At 39.7% G+C, this 17,016-nt stretch carries 19 protein-coding genes and 1 pseudogene; 13 read left to right on the top strand and 7 right to left on the bottom strand.

Features of this window, described 5'->3' with window-relative positions; all coding sequences use genetic code 11:
* The first annotated feature begins 109 nt into the window (after positions 1-109).
* From LVD17_RS13770 to LVD17_RS13745, 6 genes are all read left to right on the top strand, one after another.
* Positions 110-667, top strand: coding sequence for an acyl-CoA thioesterase (locus LVD17_RS13770; RefSeq protein WP_233767618.1), 558 nt, complete (start codon positions 110-112; stop codon positions 665-667).
* 113 nt (positions 668-780) lie between these two features.
* On the top strand, positions 781-1,512 hold the full coding sequence (locus LVD17_RS13765; protein ID WP_233767616.1) for a lysophospholipid acyltransferase family protein: 732 nt from the start codon (positions 781-783) through the stop codon (positions 1,510-1,512).
* Positions 1,502-1,789, top strand: coding sequence for an Asp-tRNA(Asn)/Glu-tRNA(Gln) amidotransferase subunit GatC (gene gatC / locus LVD17_RS13760; protein WP_233767614.1), 288 nt, complete (start codon positions 1,502-1,504; stop codon positions 1,787-1,789). The genes LVD17_RS13765 and gatC overlap by 11 nt, the downstream gene beginning before the upstream one ends.
* Before the next feature lie 5 nt (positions 1,790-1,794).
* A complete protein-coding gene (locus tag LVD17_RS13755) occupies positions 1,795-4,815 on the top strand; it encodes a tetratricopeptide repeat protein (protein WP_233767611.1) in 3,021 nt (1,006 codons plus the stop codon).
* 72 nt (positions 4,816-4,887) lie between these two features.
* Positions 4,888-5,970 carry a glycine cleavage system aminomethyltransferase GcvT gene (gcvT, locus tag LVD17_RS13750; RefSeq protein WP_233767609.1) on the top strand — a complete coding sequence of 361 codons (1,083 nt, stop codon included), beginning with the start codon at positions 4,888-4,890 and terminating at the stop codon, positions 5,968-5,970.
* Positions 5,971-6,050: 80 nt separating this feature from the next.
* Positions 6,051-6,773, top strand: a complete 723-nt coding sequence (locus LVD17_RS13745; protein WP_233767607.1) for a 2-phosphosulfolactate phosphatase — start codon at positions 6,051-6,053, stop codon at positions 6,771-6,773.
* Between the two features lie 13 nt (positions 6,774-6,786).
* Here LVD17_RS13745 and LVD17_RS13740 read toward each other — a convergent pair whose 3' ends face one another.
* The 5 genes from LVD17_RS13740 to LVD17_RS13720 are packed head-to-tail and all read right to left on the bottom strand — an operon-like array spanning position 6,787 to position 9,272.
* Positions 6,787-7,113, bottom strand: a complete 327-nt coding sequence (locus tag LVD17_RS13740; RefSeq protein WP_233767605.1) for a nucleotide pyrophosphohydrolase — start codon at positions 7,111-7,113, stop codon at positions 6,787-6,789.
* A 22-nt stretch (positions 7,114-7,135) separates the two neighbouring features.
* A complete protein-coding gene (gene dtd / locus LVD17_RS13735; protein ID WP_233767604.1) occupies positions 7,136-7,588 on the bottom strand; it encodes a D-aminoacyl-tRNA deacylase in 453 nt (150 codons plus the stop codon).
* A gap of 12 nt (positions 7,589-7,600) precedes the next feature.
* Positions 7,601-8,254 carry an oxidoreductase gene (locus tag LVD17_RS13730; RefSeq protein ID WP_233767603.1) on the bottom strand — a complete coding sequence of 218 codons (654 nt, stop codon included), beginning with the start codon at positions 8,252-8,254 and terminating at the stop codon, positions 7,601-7,603.
* A gap of 41 nt (positions 8,255-8,295) precedes the next feature.
* Positions 8,296-8,709, bottom strand: coding sequence for a YkvA family protein (locus LVD17_RS13725; RefSeq protein WP_233767601.1), 414 nt, complete (start codon positions 8,707-8,709; stop codon positions 8,296-8,298).
* 41 nt (positions 8,710-8,750) lie between these two features.
* Positions 8,751-9,272, bottom strand: a complete 522-nt coding sequence (locus LVD17_RS13720; RefSeq protein WP_233767600.1) for a DUF7935 family protein — start codon at positions 9,270-9,272, stop codon at positions 8,751-8,753.
* Positions 9,273-9,408: 136 nt separating this feature from the next.
* On the opposite strand from LVD17_RS13720, the gene LVD17_RS13715 reads away from it, so the two are divergent.
* The 7 genes and pseudogenes from LVD17_RS13715 (at position 9,409) to LVD17_RS13690 (ending at position 15,850) form a co-directional block, all read left to right on the top strand.
* Entirely contained in the window at positions 9,409-9,987 is a 579-nt protein-coding gene (locus tag LVD17_RS13715; protein WP_233767599.1) for an RNA polymerase sigma factor, read from the top strand.
* Between the two features lie 2 nt (positions 9,988-9,989).
* A complete protein-coding gene (locus tag LVD17_RS13710; RefSeq protein WP_233767598.1) occupies positions 9,990-10,712 on the top strand; it encodes a tetratricopeptide repeat protein in 723 nt (240 codons plus the stop codon).
* Positions 10,713-11,245: 533 nt separating this feature from the next.
* Positions 11,246-12,022, top strand: coding sequence for a protein kinase domain-containing protein (locus tag LVD17_RS13705; RefSeq protein WP_233767595.1), 777 nt, complete (start codon positions 11,246-11,248; stop codon positions 12,020-12,022).
* Positions 12,023-12,136: 114 nt separating this feature from the next.
* A complete protein-coding gene (locus LVD17_RS13700) occupies positions 12,137-12,751 on the top strand; it encodes a tetratricopeptide repeat protein (RefSeq protein ID WP_233767593.1) in 615 nt (204 codons plus the stop codon).
* Positions 12,667-13,506 (top strand): annotated as a pseudogene (locus LVD17_RS28695) (tetratricopeptide repeat protein); the annotation flags it as partial. The gene LVD17_RS13700 and the pseudogene LVD17_RS28695, both read left to right, overlap by 85 nt.
* A 42-nt stretch (positions 13,507-13,548) precedes the next feature.
* A complete protein-coding gene (locus LVD17_RS13695; RefSeq protein ID WP_233767592.1) occupies positions 13,549-15,462 on the top strand; it encodes a CHAT domain-containing protein in 1,914 nt (637 codons plus the stop codon).
* Positions 15,463-15,529: 67 nt separating this feature from the next.
* The gene (locus LVD17_RS13690) at positions 15,530-15,850 is read left to right on the top strand and encodes a HesB/IscA family protein (protein WP_233767590.1); all 321 of its coding nucleotides are present in this window, start codon (positions 15,530-15,532) and stop codon (positions 15,848-15,850) included.
* Between the two features lie 2 nt (positions 15,851-15,852).
* Here LVD17_RS13690 and folB read toward each other — a convergent pair whose 3' ends face one another.
* Together folB and LVD17_RS13680 are read right to left on the bottom strand one after the other, a co-directional pair.
* Positions 15,853-16,209 (bottom strand): dihydroneopterin aldolase, encoded by a 357-nt coding sequence (folB, locus tag LVD17_RS13685; protein ID WP_233767588.1) that lies wholly within the window; start codon positions 16,207-16,209, stop codon positions 15,853-15,855.
* On the bottom strand, positions 16,209-17,003 hold the full coding sequence (locus LVD17_RS13680; RefSeq protein ID WP_233767587.1) for a DivIVA domain-containing protein: 795 nt from the start codon (positions 17,001-17,003) through the stop codon (positions 16,209-16,211). Before LVD17_RS13680 ends, folB begins: the two co-directional genes overlap by 1 nt.
* Positions 17,004-17,016: the final 13 nt, after the last annotated feature.

The raw sequence follows: 17,016 nt of genomic DNA, 5'->3' as shown, positions 1-17,016 counted from the left end.
CAGTAAACGGGACATGAATATGTTTAAATATTTTATGAAGGGGCAGGTGGCTGTGTAAAAGGTATAAAATAAAGTACCAGAATAAAAAAACTTATTCTATCTTCAAAACATGGAACATCCCGGACGTACTGTAAAGTATTCGAAAACAACCATTACAGAATTAATGATCCCCTCATATGCCAACTTCGGAGGCAAAATACATGGGGGCATTTTACTGTCACTTATAGATAAGGTAGCTTACGCATGTGCCTCAAAGCACGCGGGGAATTATTGTGTAACCGTCTCGGTGGATGATGTTGAATTTTTGCAGCCTGTAGAAGTCGGTGACCTGGTGTCTTTGCATGCATCAGTAAATTATGCCGGCAGAACATCCATGGTGGTTGGGATAAAGGTAATTGCTGAAAATGTAAAGCTTGGCAGTGTAAAGCACACCAACACTTCTTATGTAACCATGGTAGCCAAGGACGATGACAACAACCCGACAAAGGTGCCTCCCCTAGTACTCGAAGATAAGGAAGAGGTAAGAAGGTTTGTAGAGGCCCTGAAGAGAAAGGAGCTGAAGTTTTCGTTTAATGAAAAAATGGACGAAACTAAATCCTCGCTTAACCTTGACCAGGCACTCGATATTTTAAAAGATCAGCGCTGTGTCGTTAAGCTCAATAATTAGCATGATGGTTTAGCCCTCAAATGATATTAAACTCTTGTTAAATTTGCTTATCCTTACATTCCTTCATGTTTTTGGCAAAACGAATTATTAAAAAACAGAATCACTTTGGTTTAATGAAAATTATCAGAGGTCTACATGCGGCCTATGCTGTAGTTATATTCTCTCTAACTTTTTTAGTTTTTTTTCCTTTGTTATTGATCCCTGTAATATTTCCGGGACAGTTTCACCTGGTAGGTGTATTTAACCGGTGGTGGGCACGGGTATTTCTATCGCTTATCTTTATTCCCTATAAAAATGAATACCGGGCTGATCTCGATAAAAACAAATCTTACATTTTTTGTCCTAACCACTTTTCGTACCTGGATATACCGGCTATGGGCTTAAACCGGGTCAACAGCATTTTTGTAGGAAAAAGTGATATGGAGAAGATCCCTCTTTTTGGGTTCATGTATAAAAAATTGCATATTACGGTGAATCGTGACAGTCTGAAAAGCAGGTATGGCACTTTTCTAAGGAGTTGCCTGGCCATTGATGAAGGCAAAAGCCTGATGATTTTCCCTGAAGGTGGCATTTTCACTACTAACCCTCCTGAAATGACCCGTTTTAAAGATGGCCCGTTCAGAACTGCCATAGAAAAACAAATTGCTATTATACCCGTCACTATTCCTTATAATTGGATAATTTTGCCCGATTCGAGTTTTTTGCCCCGAAGGCATAAAATGAAAATAGTCTACCACGAGCCTATAGAAACTCAGGGGCTGACATTAGCAGATATGCCTGCATTAAAGCAAAAAACCTATGAAGTCATTAACTCAGAACTTAAAAGGTACCTGAATGAATATTGATAAAGATCTCTTGAATAAAATTGCGCATTTGGCAAGATTGGAGTTTGACGAAAATACTGCGGAGGAGATGATGGCGGATATGAGTAAGATCATTACCTGGGTGGAAAAGCTTAATGAGGTGGATACTGAAGGTGTTGAGCCTCTTACTACAATGTCACATGAAGTAAATGCTTTGAGAGAGGATGAACCAAAACCACACCTTAGCCACGAAAGGGCCTTAAAAAATGCCCCTCAGAAAGACTCCGATTATTTCAGGGTACCTAAGGTTATGGAGTAATAATTATGCAATCAATTTTTTTCTGGAAACAGTGGCCTGCCCCGTATAAACAGCTATACGTTGGGTTAATCCTACTTGCCTTTATTTGCCTGGGTTGGTTTGGCTATAATTACCTTTCAGGGCCCGACACCATACTTGGCTGGGACGTAATAGCCAAAACAGAGTATGTGAACGTACTAATAGACTCGTTTAAGACAGGTCCCTTCAGCCTGAACACCTCAGCAGACAATGCACTTTTTATTCAGCAATACAGCGGAAGCATACCAGATATAAACATCACTTCTTACTATGCAATGCTGATTATCAGTACAATTTGTATAGTCCTTTTACTAACGGTGGTAACCACACTCCCAAGATTCTGGTATTTTGCCGGTATCGCTTTATTTGCAGTGGTACTGGTCAATTTTAAATTTGAGTTGCTACTGCTTTTTGGGAGTGAAAAAAAATCGGGTCTTATTCTTGCCCTGGTGCTGTTTCTTCCGGCATCATATTTCTTCAACAGTATAAAGCCAAATACAAGCTTCCTGGTCAGATTAGCGTCTTTTACCGTTATCACTATTATTCTGGCCCTGGCTATCGCCCTGTTTGCCGGGGTTGAAACGCCTTTTCTCTATCTCGCTACTTATGGTGTGGCCAACCCGCTCATCATCAGCCTTATTTTTATACTTATTGTTGCTCATGAGATTGTAGCGGCTTTTATCTATCTGCTTACCAGTTCAGGTACCGGCACCAACAAAAATGCAATTTCTCATTTCTACATTATTACTACAATTTATCTGGCTAACCTGGTATTGGCATATCTGCATGAAACGCATGTCATAGACTGGAACTTCATTTATGTAAATCTTTTTTTGCTGCTCCTGATCTCTTCCGTTCTTGGAATATGGGGTTTTCGCCAGCGCGAAGAGCAGTATAAATATCTATTCAATTTCTATCCCTTTGGCGCCATAGCATTTATCGCCATGGCTATTTGCTGCTTTATTACCTTAAGCCATTTTATGGCTACATTCAATGACCCGGCCATAGAGGTGTTCAGGGATTTTATCATTTATTCTCATCTCGGCTATGGGGCTATTTTTGTGATATACATTACCAGCAATTTTCTTGATCCCCTCAAAAGAAATATGCAGGTATACAAGGTATTATACCGCCCGACGGCCATGCCTTATTTCACTTTCAGGCTGGCAGGGCTTATTGCCTTTATAGCTTTTGTGGCCAAGTCCAACTGGGAGGTTCCGGTAAACCAAAGCATAGCTGCCTACTACAATGGCATAGCCGACCTGCATCTGTATAACCGGGAAAAAAGCTTGGCTGAGACTTATTATGAGGAGGCTTCGATCTTTGGGTATAATAACCATAAATCGCATTATATGCTTGGCCAGCTTACCCTGAAACGCAACGATGACGTAAAGGCGGCTGTACACTATAAAGCAGCTATTGCCAAAAACCCTACACCCCAAAGCTATGTTAACCTGAGCAATATTTATATGGAGCAATCGCGGTTCTTTGATGCTCTTTTTGCGCTTAACCGGGGATTGGAGTTGTCACCAGACAATGGGGCTATACTCAACAATATAGGGCTGGCGTATGCAAAAACAAATATCATCGACACTGCTGCTTATTACCTCAATGAGGCTTATGAGCAGAGGAATACCCGACAGGCAGCAGGCTGCAATCTTTTAGCGCTCATCGCACAAAACGACATTAATATAAATCCTGATTCCGTGCTTAGCGGTTTTGATATTTCGAATGATAAAATATCTGTAAATAACAGCTTTGTACTAAAAAGCAAGGCCAGGCAACACTTTGAAAGGAATTTTCTTCCTGAAGATTCTTCGCTGACATTTCTTGATGCCTCTATAGTATATAACGGCGCATTTAATCAGCTTTTTGGTAGTGACTCTCTGCAAGTTGCCTTGCTTAATAAATATATCAGCCACGCTGGCAATCAGCACTTCAGCGAAAAACTTAAACTGGCACAGTACCTGAATCTTTATAAAAACCATCAGGTCTCGGAGGCTTTCAGAGAATTAAATTGGGTTGCCAATACCAGCACTTTCAATGCGGGCGAATATTTTAACCTGATCGGCTTATGGGCGCTGGAGCAGCAAGTGCCTTATGTAGCGGCAGATTATTTTAAATGGGCAGCAGACCGCAATTACAATAATGCAAAGTTTAATCTTGCAATTGCTTTAACAGAAGACCGGAGAATTAACGAAGCAAAGGCTGCCTGGGCAGAATTACTTCAAACAGGAGACAGCAAAGCAAAAGAGATCTCCCAAAATATGCTTGCTATACTTTCCACGACAGAAGAAGCTTATACCAATGCCTCCGACCAGCATAAGTACCTCTATCTCAGGTATCTGCTAGACTACGCTGATACCACAAAGTTTAATCGGCTAATAGACCAGGTGGAGAATACCAACTATAAAGGCCAGGCAATTCTTGATATGTCAGGTAAACTCCGAAGAAAGGACCTCGACGCTGAAGCTATAATTTATTATGCCAGGCTGGCAGGCATGGAAATCACTGACCCCACATTATTTGACAAGATTCAGTGGTATGAACTTAAAATGCTTGCTGCCCAGGGCAATATCCGGGGTTTATCCACTAAAATTAACCAGGGTGTGGAGTTTGACCGGGCACATACGCTTGAGAAACTTTATTTCACTGCATTGATCAATGAAGCTAACGGAGATACTACAAAAGCAACGCAAAATTATAAAGCCATTGCTTATAGGAACCCTTTTATGGAGGAGATGACAATAGCTGCAGCCAATTACCTGGGAATCAAAGACAAGTTTGAGGCATATAGCATTCTGCTGAACGGAATAGAAATTAACCCTAAATCAGTTAAGCTCCTAAAAGCTTATATTTTGCAATGTGCCCGGGTGCAACTCAATAATTATGCAGAGTTAAGCCTGGAGGACCTCAGACCTTTAATTCCTGATGAAGCGTACCGCATATTCGTCAATGAATACCAAACATTGGTTAAGAAAGTAGAAGAAGCCGAGCAAAATTTTTAGAAATTTGCAACCGATTTAATCAGTAGTTACAGAATTACTACCTTTGACACTTTAAAACACGACGATAGACTTATGGAATTAAAGAAAATCCAGCTTAATGATCTTCATGCAGGCCTTGGCGCTAAAATGGTACCTTTTGCGGGTTACAATATGCCGGTAAGATATTCATCCGACATTGAGGAGCACATGACCGTGCGCAACGGTGTGGGCATGTTTGATGTTTCCCATATGGGCGAGTTTATGGTTAAGGGACCAAAAGCTCTGGACCTGATCCAGAAGGTTACCAGCAATGATGCCTCAAAACTTGAAGACGGTAAAGCTCAATACTCATGCCTTCCTAATGACAAAGGGGGAGTTGTGGATGATCTGCTGGTTTATAAGCTAAAAGATGAGGAATATATGCTGGTTGTAAATGCTTCCAACATCGAAAAGGACTGGAATTGGATCAGCCAGCATAATACTGAAGGTGCAGAGATGGAAAATATCTCGGACAGCATCTCTTTGTTTGCCGTACAAGGGCCAAAGGCAACTGAGGTACTTCAAAAGTTAACCGAAACCGACCTCTCAGAGGTTAAATTCTATACATTTACTTATGGCGAGTTTGCCGGAGTAAAAGATGTGATCATGTCTGCCACAGGGTATACCGGTGCAGGAGGCTTTGAATTATATGTGAAGAATGAGGACGCTGAGGAGGTTTGGAACAGGATCATGGATGCCGGCAAGGCAGAAGGCATCAAGCCTATAGGCCTGGGTGCACGCGATACGCTGAGGCTCGAAATGGGATACTGCCTCTACGGCAACGATATTGATGACACTACTTCTCCTCTTGAGGCTGGCCTTGGCTGGATCACTAAATTCACTAAGGACTTCATCAATGCTGAAAACCTCAAAAAACAAAAAGAGGAAGGTGTTAGCAGAAAACTCGTTGGATTTAAAATGATTGACAAGGGTATTCCTCGTCATGATTATATTATCGAGGATGCTAATGGAAATGAAATAGGGAAAGTAACCTCCGGTACTATGTCTCCGGTACTTAACCAGGGCATCGGCCTTGGCTATGTAACAAAAGAATTTTCAACTCCGGGCAGTGAAATTTATATTGCAGTAAGAAACAGAAAACTTAAAGCTGAAGTTAACAAACTTCCGTTAATATAGAATAATATACCTTTCGATAGCATACCATGATAAGGCTGCATCCCCTACAGCTTTATCATGGTTAAAATAAATGTACCCATATGAAAACCATAGATGTCTGTCTTAGCCCTGACCTCATTCACCTGTTTGACGTCAAAAATAAAGTGGTAGTTGTAGTAGATATTTTAAGAGCAACCTCATGCATGACCACCGGCATGGCTTATGGCGTTAAAAGTATAAAACCATTCTCCTCACTGAACGAATGTGAGCAAATGAAGAGTAAAGGCTACTACATTGCCGGAGAACGCAATGGCGAAAAGGTTGAGCATTTTGACCTTGGCAACTCTCCCTTCGACTACATGAACCCAGAACTAAAGGGTAAAAGTGTAGCTGTAACCACTACCAACGGTACAGTGGCCATAGAAAAATCCCGGGAAGCCGATGAAATCGTTATAGGGGCTTTCCTGAATATCTCAGCTGTAGCCCGGTATCTGCGGGATCAGGAAAAGGATGTACTTATCTTCTGTGCAGGCTGGAAAGGCAAAGTCAATATGGAAGATTCACTTTTTGCCGGAGCTTTGGTTGAAAAGCTACAAAATGACTTCGCTAACGAGTGCGATGCTCCCTTAATAGTACAAGCTGCCTACCAGGATATGAGTCATAATTTACTGGCCCTGGTCCAAAGCTCATCGCATGCTAAAAGACTCCAGAAGCTCAACATCTATGAAGATATCGAATACTGTCTGAAACTGGATGAGTATGATGTGGTACCTGTGATCAGGAATGACGAAATTGTGCTTTTGAGGGAGCCTAGCGTTTCCTAATACACCTAACCGCTTATCTGAGCTTTTCATTGTTCTTATGGCGGTCTTTATCTCTGATATTCTTTTTCTCGAGGTTCTTTTTGAAGGCCTCGGTTAAGTCTATTCCTGTTTGATTGGCAAGACAGATCAATACCCATAAGACATCAGCCATTTCATCGCCCAGGTCTTTATGCTTATCTGAGTCTTTTTCCGACTGCTCTCCGTAGCGGCGGGCCATTATGCGAGCCACTTCCCCTACCTCCTCGGTCAGAATTGCGGTATTGGTAAGCTCGTTAAAATACCTTACTCCGGTAGTATTGATCCAGCGATCAACTATATCCTGTGCTTCTTTAATTGTCATATGCCGTTCTGTTCAATAGCACTTATTTCTTATCCTTTGTATCAATTATAATAGTTACAGGTCCGTCATTAACCAGTCCCACTTTCATGTCAGCTCCGAACTCACCGGTAGCGATGGTTTTTCCCATTTCTTCCTCTATCCTTTTAATAAACTTTTCATAAAGTGGTATGGCCACATCCGGTTTGGCAGCTTTGATATACGATGGTCTGTTTCCTTTCTTAGTGCTGGCGTGCAGGGTAAACTGACTAATTAACAACACATCTCCTCCCACATCCAGCAAACTTTTGTTCATAACTTCATTTTCATCTTCAAAAATCCTCATGTTGGCTATCTTGCGGCTAAGCCACTGAATATCCCCCTCATTATCCTCATCCTCAATGCCTAAAAATACCAATAAGCCTGTACCTATTTCTCCGTTTATCTTACCATTAATTTTTACTGAGGATTCCGATACCCTTTGTATAACTGCAATCATAAAAAGTATGTGTTAATATTTTTGAAGTTCCTTTGATTCATGAATAAACCTGCCTGTTTTATTTTGCCTGGCCATAGCAAACATTGCTCTTGCCACCTTCACAGAATCTATGGCTTTATACTTCTTAAGAGGCCCGACAAAGAAGAATCCAAATATGCTGAAGAAGACTTTCCCCAGTCCCTCACCCAACCTCATTTCGTTACGCTGCCCTATCAATAATGACGGTCTGAAAATATGATAGCATTTGAAACCCATAGAAGTTATGGCTTCCTCCACTTCGCCCTTAACCTTATTATAAAAAACAGACGATTTTGGATCAGCTCCCAAAGCGGAAATCAGCAAGAATTGTTGTGCTCCCCCGGCATGCGCAAGTTTAGCTATCTGATAAGTGTAATTAAAGTCAACCTGCCTGAATTTGGCCTTACTACCTGCTTTTTTCATGGTGGTTCCCAGGCAGCAATATACATCATCGGCCTTTATTTGAGAAGCATAGGTATCGAGGTTCTCAAAGTCAGCCAGAAGGTTTGTAAGTTTGTCACTTTTCTTTTCTACAGGCCTGCGGGCAAGCACGATCACCTTGTCATAATAGGATACTTCAAGGACCAGATCTAAAAGCTGATCACCAATCAGCCCTGTTGCTCCGGCCACCAATGCTGTTTTGCTCATTTAGTATTCTGATTTTGATGTGGTAACCAGGTCATCAGATGCTATTTACGTTCTGCTACCTTGTCTTCTTCCCAAAGGATGTACCTTTCTATTTCTTCCTTAAGGTTACTATAGACCCATACGATCACGGAAAAGTCATCGACCAAACCGGTTATTGGAATAAAGTCGGGAATAAGATCAATAGGAGTAACAAAGTAAACCAGTGCGGCTACCAAAAGTAATACGCTCTGCCACCGGATGTCGCGGTACTCTCCGCTTTTATAAGCCTTCACCATTCTGATGATCACTTTTATCCTGTCAATAAACTTGTTGTCTTTGAGCTTCTCAACGTCAATTTCTTTCAATTTTGCTCCTGAAGCTTTCATCAGGTTCAGCAGCCTTTCCTGGTTCTTTAATATGTTTGCTGCCCGTTGTTTAGCACTGTCAAAAAATTTATTACTATTTACATTTTCCATAAAATCAATTACATATTTAAGTGGTCAACGCAGGCCAGTGTTTAAAAAGTTTGTCTGATCTCATTTTTTACCTGTGTCAGCGCATGCTGGATGGGATCGAAATCCTTTTCTACAGCCATTTCAAAGATTTGCCTGGCTAAATCAATATTGGTAGCTTTTTCAGGCATTCTGTTGGTTGCTTCATTTACCATCACGATCAGGTCTTCCTTCGCCGATTTCACAAGTTCCCAGGCCTCTTCGCTCATATAAAGCTGTTGAGATACATTATGGTTATATTCTTCACGTATTTCATTGAGCAGTATTTGCTGAAATTCCCGTGCTGTATATTGCCCGTTATTCAGTCTTATAACAAGGTTATTTGGGGTGATCCGCTCAAGGAAAAGACACACCCTTTCATAGGCATGCAGTCGGTTTGGCAACACCGTTTCTATGCTCTTGCTTCTGATCTCCATGCGCTGTTTTTCAAGTTCCTTATCCAGAAATGACTTTACTACAAGGTACATGGCATAAAGCACCACTGCGGCAGGTATCAAAAGCTTTCCAAATTCTATTACAACTTCCATATATTCGTGTTCATTATTTGACTCTAAATTAATAAATTTAACCGCTGTTAAAACAATAATGACCAAATTGGCTTTGACAGCTTACAATTTTTTAACGTGTTTGTTGTTTACCTTTTTAAACTATCTGCACTAATAAGTGATCCATCTTGACAATGACCGTATAATTCAAAGACTTAAACAGGATGACTCGTCTTGCCTTGAGGATCTGGTGATTGCTTATAAAAGCTATTGTGTCAATGGTTTGAAGAAGAAAACCAGGTGCTCAGGTGAAGAGGCTGAAGACCTGTTTATTGATGCCTTGCTGGAATTGAGAGATAAAGTTCATGCCGGCAAACTGGATCATTTAATAAACGCCAAAAGCTATATCTTCGGTATCTGCTATAATATTTGGTTATCTGCACAACGGGAAAAAAGCAAAACGATCATTAGCTCAATTGATGCAGAAGGCTACTACGAACAGTACCTGAAAGATGATGAGCTCTCAGACCTGGACGATATGGAATATAAAGCTGAGCTCCTTAGCATCACCAACCGGGCACTGGAAACTATAGGTGAGAAATGTTACAGGATCATTAAATATTTTTATATTGAAAAAAGGAGTATGGATGATATAGCAGGCATCATGGGATTTGCAAGTGCAGATGTAGCCAAGACTTCTAAATCAAGGTGTTTTAAAAAGCTTGTAGAAAAAACAAAAGAGCTCGAAAAACTATAAGTATGCAAGAAGAAACCCATAGAGTACTTATAGATAAGTATCTGACCAATTCGCTTACCGAAAGTGAAAAGGGCAGCTTTATTCTTCTTCTGGAAGATCCTGAATTTAAAGAGGCGGTGCTTCATGAAAAGCGTGTGGTGGCCGCAATAAAAGCAAGTGAAAAGGCAAAATTAAAAGCCTACCTGAAAGGTATTTCCGCAAACACTCCCATATCTGAAAATCAAAACACCCGCTACTTTAAGAAATTATGGATAGCCGCCGCTTCTGTCCTTTTGATAGCCTCCATCGGATACTTTTTTTATATTTCCAATCAGCCCATCAGCAGCCAATTTGAAGAGTTCTACGAACTTTATCCAGCAGTGACCATCCAACGGGGAGAAGGTGAAGCAATATCCAATGCGCTGCAGTTATATAGTGAAGGAAAATATCAGGAGGCTGCAACTGAACTGGCTGTTTTCGCCAATCCCGATCAACCGGTCTACTACCTTTATCTAGGCAATTGCTACCTCCAGCTTGAAGAATCTCAAAAGGCCATTGCAGCTTTTGAAGCCCTAATAGAAGTAAGCAATGACTCTATTTTAACACAACATAGCCAGTGGTATCTGGTGATGGCATACCTCCAAAGCAATGAACCTGAGCCATTGAAGGCATTGCTGCATAAGATCATTGACCAACAGGGTATGTATACCGAACTCGCCAGTAAACTTTTAAATAAAATCGATTAGAAAAAATACCGGAAACCTTTACCTGACCAGTTTACCTTTCCTCATCAGAAGCACTACTGTAAAAACGTAAGTTCCTCTATAACAGTATGGCTATTAAATTTGAACAATATCTTTACAACATTGAAAGGTTGGACCAATTGATCAGGTTAAAATGTACCGGCTCACCTGAAGTATTATCCTCAAAATTAAGCATATCCCGAAGCACACTATACCGCCATCTCGAAATCATGCGGTTGATAGGCGCACCCATAACCTACTGCACAAAACATGAAAGTTTTGTATATGAATACCCGGTAGAATTCAACCTTGGTTTCTCTCCCAAATACCGGCCTCCGTTCAGGCGCACTTGCTACTCTTCTAAATGAATAAATACTCCTGTTGAGAGTCTCACATTTTGAGACTCTCAGGCATTATTCTTGCTAAAGAGCAACTCAAAAACTACATCAAGAAGCATGTTTACTTTTTGAAATCTTAGACACTACATTACAAATAACAGTAAGGCAATTAAACGGTTAATCAGTCACTAGTGGACAATGACAAGAAATATTCGGTTGAAGGACAATGCCCCATCCCTCTGCGGGCTTAGCAGGAACAAAATATACCAGATAGAGCCCATTCCATTTCAGCATACCTTAAACAGCTCTTATCTCACCCTTGCCAACCAAACTTTAGACAGCCCTTACATAATAAAATACTACAAAATAAAACATTTGCAGAAACAAGACCTGGTATATAGTATTCAGGAAAAGACAAAAGGTACAACTATGGATCAGTTAATGAGACACGGCTGCCCCTCCTATGAAGTTATAAAAGAAATGATCTTTAAGATATTGAAAGGGTTTGAGGTCATTCATGATGGCGGGATTTTACATAGGGATATCTGTATGAACAACATCTTTGTAGAGTTTACTTTCCCCTTTTTCACTCCAAAAATTACCAGCTTTAATTTATTCCGGCCCGTCTACAACAAAAGCCTCATGCTGGTCTCCAACCTAAAATACATGGCACCAGAGATTAAAAACTATGCTGATTATGACATTCGTTCTGAAATCTGGTCAATTGGCGCACTGGTTTACGATATATTGTGTACTAAATTCCAACCCGGCTTTGATACCGGGCTGAACCGGATATTTTCAGACAGCCCCCAAGAAATTAACCTGAAGATCATACCTTACTGTTTTAGAAACTTTATACAAGTTGCCATGGAAGATAATCCCTCCAAAAGGCCAGAAAGCCTAACCGAGCTTATTGAGGTTTTGCACCAATGTCTGGATGCCAGGGAAAAGGCGATATATAATGCGATTGGATAATTTTTAACTCTGGAAACCTTACATCAGGAACTAATATTAAGGGCATTAGTTAAATTTGCTACTATACATTTTACAGCTCTTTTAACCGATTGAGTTCACTGGTTCTCCTCTAACATGCTAAAAAACTATTTCCTCCCCGTAGTATTTTCTGTAGTTTCCCTTTATGCAACCACATCTTACGGGCAGGATGAATACACCGAAACCCTTCAATACCACTATAGTCACGCGCAATTCGATTCGTGTATTCAACTCATTAATAACCTTCTTCCAAAATATAAAAAAGACCTGCCTCAGAGAATAAAACTGCTAAACCTGCTAGGCAAAAGCTATGTACGCAATTATCAATATGATGAAGGACAGGAAGCTTATACTAAGGCTGCCGAACTTAATAAAGGAAGTATAAATGACTTGATTTCTAAAGATGATTATATAGCCAGTTTATTAGGAGTTTGTGATGTTTATGCTGCGGATTATAGATCTGATTTAATGGAGCCAATTATATCGGAACTAAAGTTATTTCTAAGTGATATGCTAGGTAGCACATATTATGGACACTATCTTTTCATCCTAGGAAAATATTATCGCCCAAATAACAGACCATTAGCGCAAAAGTTATACAGGCAATCTATTTCGTACATTCCAAAATGGAACGAATTATCGGTAATTGCTCGGTTATCCTTAGCAAATCTTTACATTTGGGCAGGAAACGATTCATCTTTTTTTTGTTAAATGAAAGCCATGGATTGATTACCCAGTTCTTTTCAGAGGATAATTTTCTTAAAGCAACATATTACAACTTTACAGGAGAGTTACTTAACGCCAAAGGCCACTATTATGAAGCAATAAAAGTGTTAAATGATAGTGCCTTAACTAATCTTAATTCAGCTAACACTGGAAATAAATATCTAGAAAGCGAAGCATATTATCACTTAGCTCAATCACACCGACTGCTTGATGACTATACTGAGTCCTTTCATTTTAATAAACAAAATTTAAAATTAAAAGAACAGCTTTTGCCCTCCAGACATTTTAAGATTGGGACAGCAAAGTTAGAACAGGCAATCTTATTCTATAGGATGCTTATGTTTGATAGATCAACTGAATCTATCTTTCAAGCAAGCCAGATTCTTAATTCATCATTATTTTTTGATTATTTAGGGCAATGCTATCTACTCAGAGCATTCATCGAAACAACTCAAAAAAACCATTTAACCGCTATTTCATACTACGATAGCGCAACGTTTTTGGTAAAGCCTTTTAATAACTTATCCATTATCCCTCATACTTCAAATCAAGCTAAGGCAGGTATCTATATGGAAATGAACAAGCCAGATACTGCAAAATATTTAATCAAGAAAAGTATAATGGGCCTCCATAAATACTGTACATCATGTTTATCTCTAATTACGGCTTATAGAATACAAGGTAAGATTTACCATCAAATAGGAGATTACGACTCTGCGAAAATGTTCTACGAAAAAGCTCTTAATATTTTAAATAATAATCGAGTTAAGCGAACTCATACCATGAGCAGACTTATTAACGCATATACAGACCTCGCACTAGATTTGAAGGAATTAAATCTTGCAGATAGTCTTCTTGCGCTTAATTTAGAAACCCCATCCATTAATAACTTATTTGACGATCACCAACAACGGATGTATGGTATGTCTGATATTGAAAGCTTTTACCGAGTTGGGAAACTCTTTTATTCTAAATATCAAAATGACAATGATTTGTTGAATCTAATAAAATCAAAAAAAGCTTTAGAACAGGCATTGAGTTTAGTTTATAACAAAAAAAGATTACGCTTCCAAGTTAATGATGAAATAGTAAAAAATCATCATTACTTCAAAGTAGCATCTCATTGCATTAAAACAACGTACTTTCTTTATAATAAAACCAATGAGACTTCCTATGTAAAAGACGCATTTATAATGTATGAACATATAAAGGGAGACAATATTCATTATGCTAAATGGAATTCTTCAGCTATAAAATTTGGTGAAATACAAGATAGTATTCGAATACAGGATGCACTGATTAGTAGACAAATTAATTATCTCCAATCCAAACTGGTTTCCTCTAAGATCAAATTCAGCCATAAAGAGATAATGAATCTTCAAAACAAACTGATTTCACTTAAGGATAAATATGATAGCCTAATCACTCACCTGGAACAAAACTACCCCGAATACTACAATCTCAAATACAACTTCAATGTACTGTCTATAGAAGAAGTACAGCAAAAATTAAAATCCAATGAAGCACTAATTGAATATTTTAATGGAGAAGACCAAACCTACGTCTTCACTATTACCAAATACACTGCCTCTTTCCAATCTATACCTTTGGTTGACAATAAAGAGATAGAAGAATTCAGAAAAGCATTAACACCAAATTTTGAGCAAAAAAATCCCTCACAAGCATATCGTGATTACACGAACTTGGCATATGAGCTCTTCAAAAAAATTCTGGCTACCCCTCTTAAAAATATTGACACTACAAAAGTAAATACGCTCAGGATCATACCCGATGGCTTGCTTGGTCTTGTTCCTTTCGAAACATTGATTACCCAGCCTGTCAATACTAAGGTAGATGACTACGGCAACCTGCCATACCTCTTCAAAAAGTATAACATTAGCTACGGCTATTCAGCTACTTCCATGTTCATGTTTAAGGATCAAAATCGGAAAATGAGTGCTTCGCAAGTTTTAGCTTTTGCTCCCTCTGAGGCCACTTCTTCCCCTTCAGCTAAAATAGCCAGCCTGGCTCCATTAAAATGGAACCTTCAGGAAGTACTTAATCTCAACAACTACTTCAACCACTATACTTCAACAGGAGATAAGGCTACAGAAGCTGCATTTAAAGAAAAAATCAAAGATTATCCTATTGCTCACCTGGCTATGCATGCCATTATTGATGATGAAGACCCTATGTACTCCAAGTTACTGTTTGCACCTTCGAAAGATACCCTGGAAGATGGTATGCTTCACACTTTTGAACTCTACAATATGCGGCTTAATACACTAATGGTAGTATTAAGCGCCTGCAATACCGGAAGTGGGAAACTTCAAAAAGGCGAAGGTGTTATGAGCCTCGCCCGTGCTTTTGCCTATGCAGGAAGCCCGTCGGTGGTGATGAGCCACTGGGCAGTAGATGATAAGTCTACCGCTGAGCTCATGAAGTACTTTTACAAACACCTAAGCAAGGGTGAGTCCAAAGATGCAGCACTACGACTGGCCAAATTAGACTTTCTGAAAAACTCTTCTCCCATCTACCACCACCCCTATTACTGGAACAACTTCGTAGTAATGGGTGACCCGGTTCCGGTGGTAGATGCTCCCTACTGGTGGAAAGTCATAACGTTTCTGTTCATCATCACGTTCTTTGCCATAATTTTAGGCATTTCAGACCGCCACAAAATACTAAAGCGCTGAAATTAATTTTAAGTTTTTTAAGTTTACAGAGTGGAAGTCAGAATAGAATTTTCTTACCGAAAGAGATATGATAGATAGCATTCAGCCTGTTACCCTTACAGACAAAGCCATAGATGAGGTTCGTAATATAATGACAACCAAAAAAATACCGGAAGGTTATTCCCTGCGCATTGGCATAAAAGGCAGCGGAGGATGCTCCGGCTTTAACTATCTGTTGGGCTTTGATAAAAAGAAGGATACTGACCTGGAATATGAGGTTGATGGAATCCCTGTAGTTGTCGAAAAAAAGCACACCATGTACCTATTGGGATTGGAGGTAGATTTTTATGAAGGTTCTGATGCCCGGGGCTTTACTTTTGTAAAACCTGAAGAAGAACAGGCAGGGTAATTTTACCTTTTCTTTTTTACCGTTATTGTGGCAGCTCTGCACAGTCCTCCAATGGGCGGGTCAAATTTTGAGAGGCTTATCTTTACTTTTTTTACCGCCGGAATTTCATCCAGCACCCTGTTTATCATCCTGTTTACCACGTGCTCAAGGAGCTTGGAAGGTTGCTCCATTTCATCCTTTACTATAGCATATAGGCGTTCGTAATCAACTGTCCCTTCCAGCTCGTCTTTTTTAGAGGCATGGTTAAAGTCAGTTTTTACGGTTATATTAACTTCGAATTTATTTCCTTTTTGTCTCTCTTCATCATAGTAGCCATGGTAGGCTTTGAAAAGTAAACCTTCGAGGGAGATCTTACCCATTACTCAATATCATCAAAAAATGAAGTGCTTTCTTTATTTTCTTTAGATTTCCGGGGCTTTTGGGGTTCTTCAACCGTATTTACTGCTACAGACTCCTCCTGTTCCGGTTCGTGCTGCTCTTGCTCATATGGGAGCTCATCCACTTTCTGTTCAACCTCAGGAGCCTTTTCAGGAGCTATGGCTTTATAGCTATTTTGTAATTTTACAGAAGTCTTGGCCGCTTTATCGACTGCTTCCCTTTTTACACGCAATAATTCAGCCTCCACATCAAATTTCTTGATCTGAGACTTTACCCTATCAACCTTTTGCAGGGCATCATTGGCAAAACTCTTGATATCAGAGATGAGATCGTCCTTAACGTTCTCCAACAGCCTGTATACCTGAGCCATACTACGAATCTGATCTTCCATTTCATCAATGGTGTTTTTAGACTTGATCTCCGCTTCCTCGATCATATCCTTAGCCTTACCTTTGGCGTCATTCAGAATGGCCTCGGCCTTCATTTGAGTTTCTCGCATATGCAGCTCTGCCGTCTTGGTGGCCTGATCTATCATACTGGCACCGGTATCTTCAGCTGTCTTCAGCGTTTTAAATAAAGAATTTTCAACTTCTCTTAGCTTTTCTACCTCTCTTTCAGAGGTTTGAAGTTTTATTTTAAGTTCCTTGTTTTCATCGATCAGCTTCTCCCACTCCTGAGACATTGTGACCAAAAACGCATTGACCTCATCTTTATCCAACCCGCGAAAAGCCTTTTCAAATGTTTTTTGGCGTATTTCTAATGGTGTAATCTTCATAATGTCATAATAT

The organism is Fulvivirga ulvae (genome assembly GCF_021389975.1).
Taxonomy (GTDB): Bacteria; Bacteroidota; Bacteroidia; order Cytophagales; family Cyclobacteriaceae; genus Fulvivirga; species Fulvivirga ulvae.
This window is presented reverse-complemented; position numbering and strand designations above follow the sequence as displayed.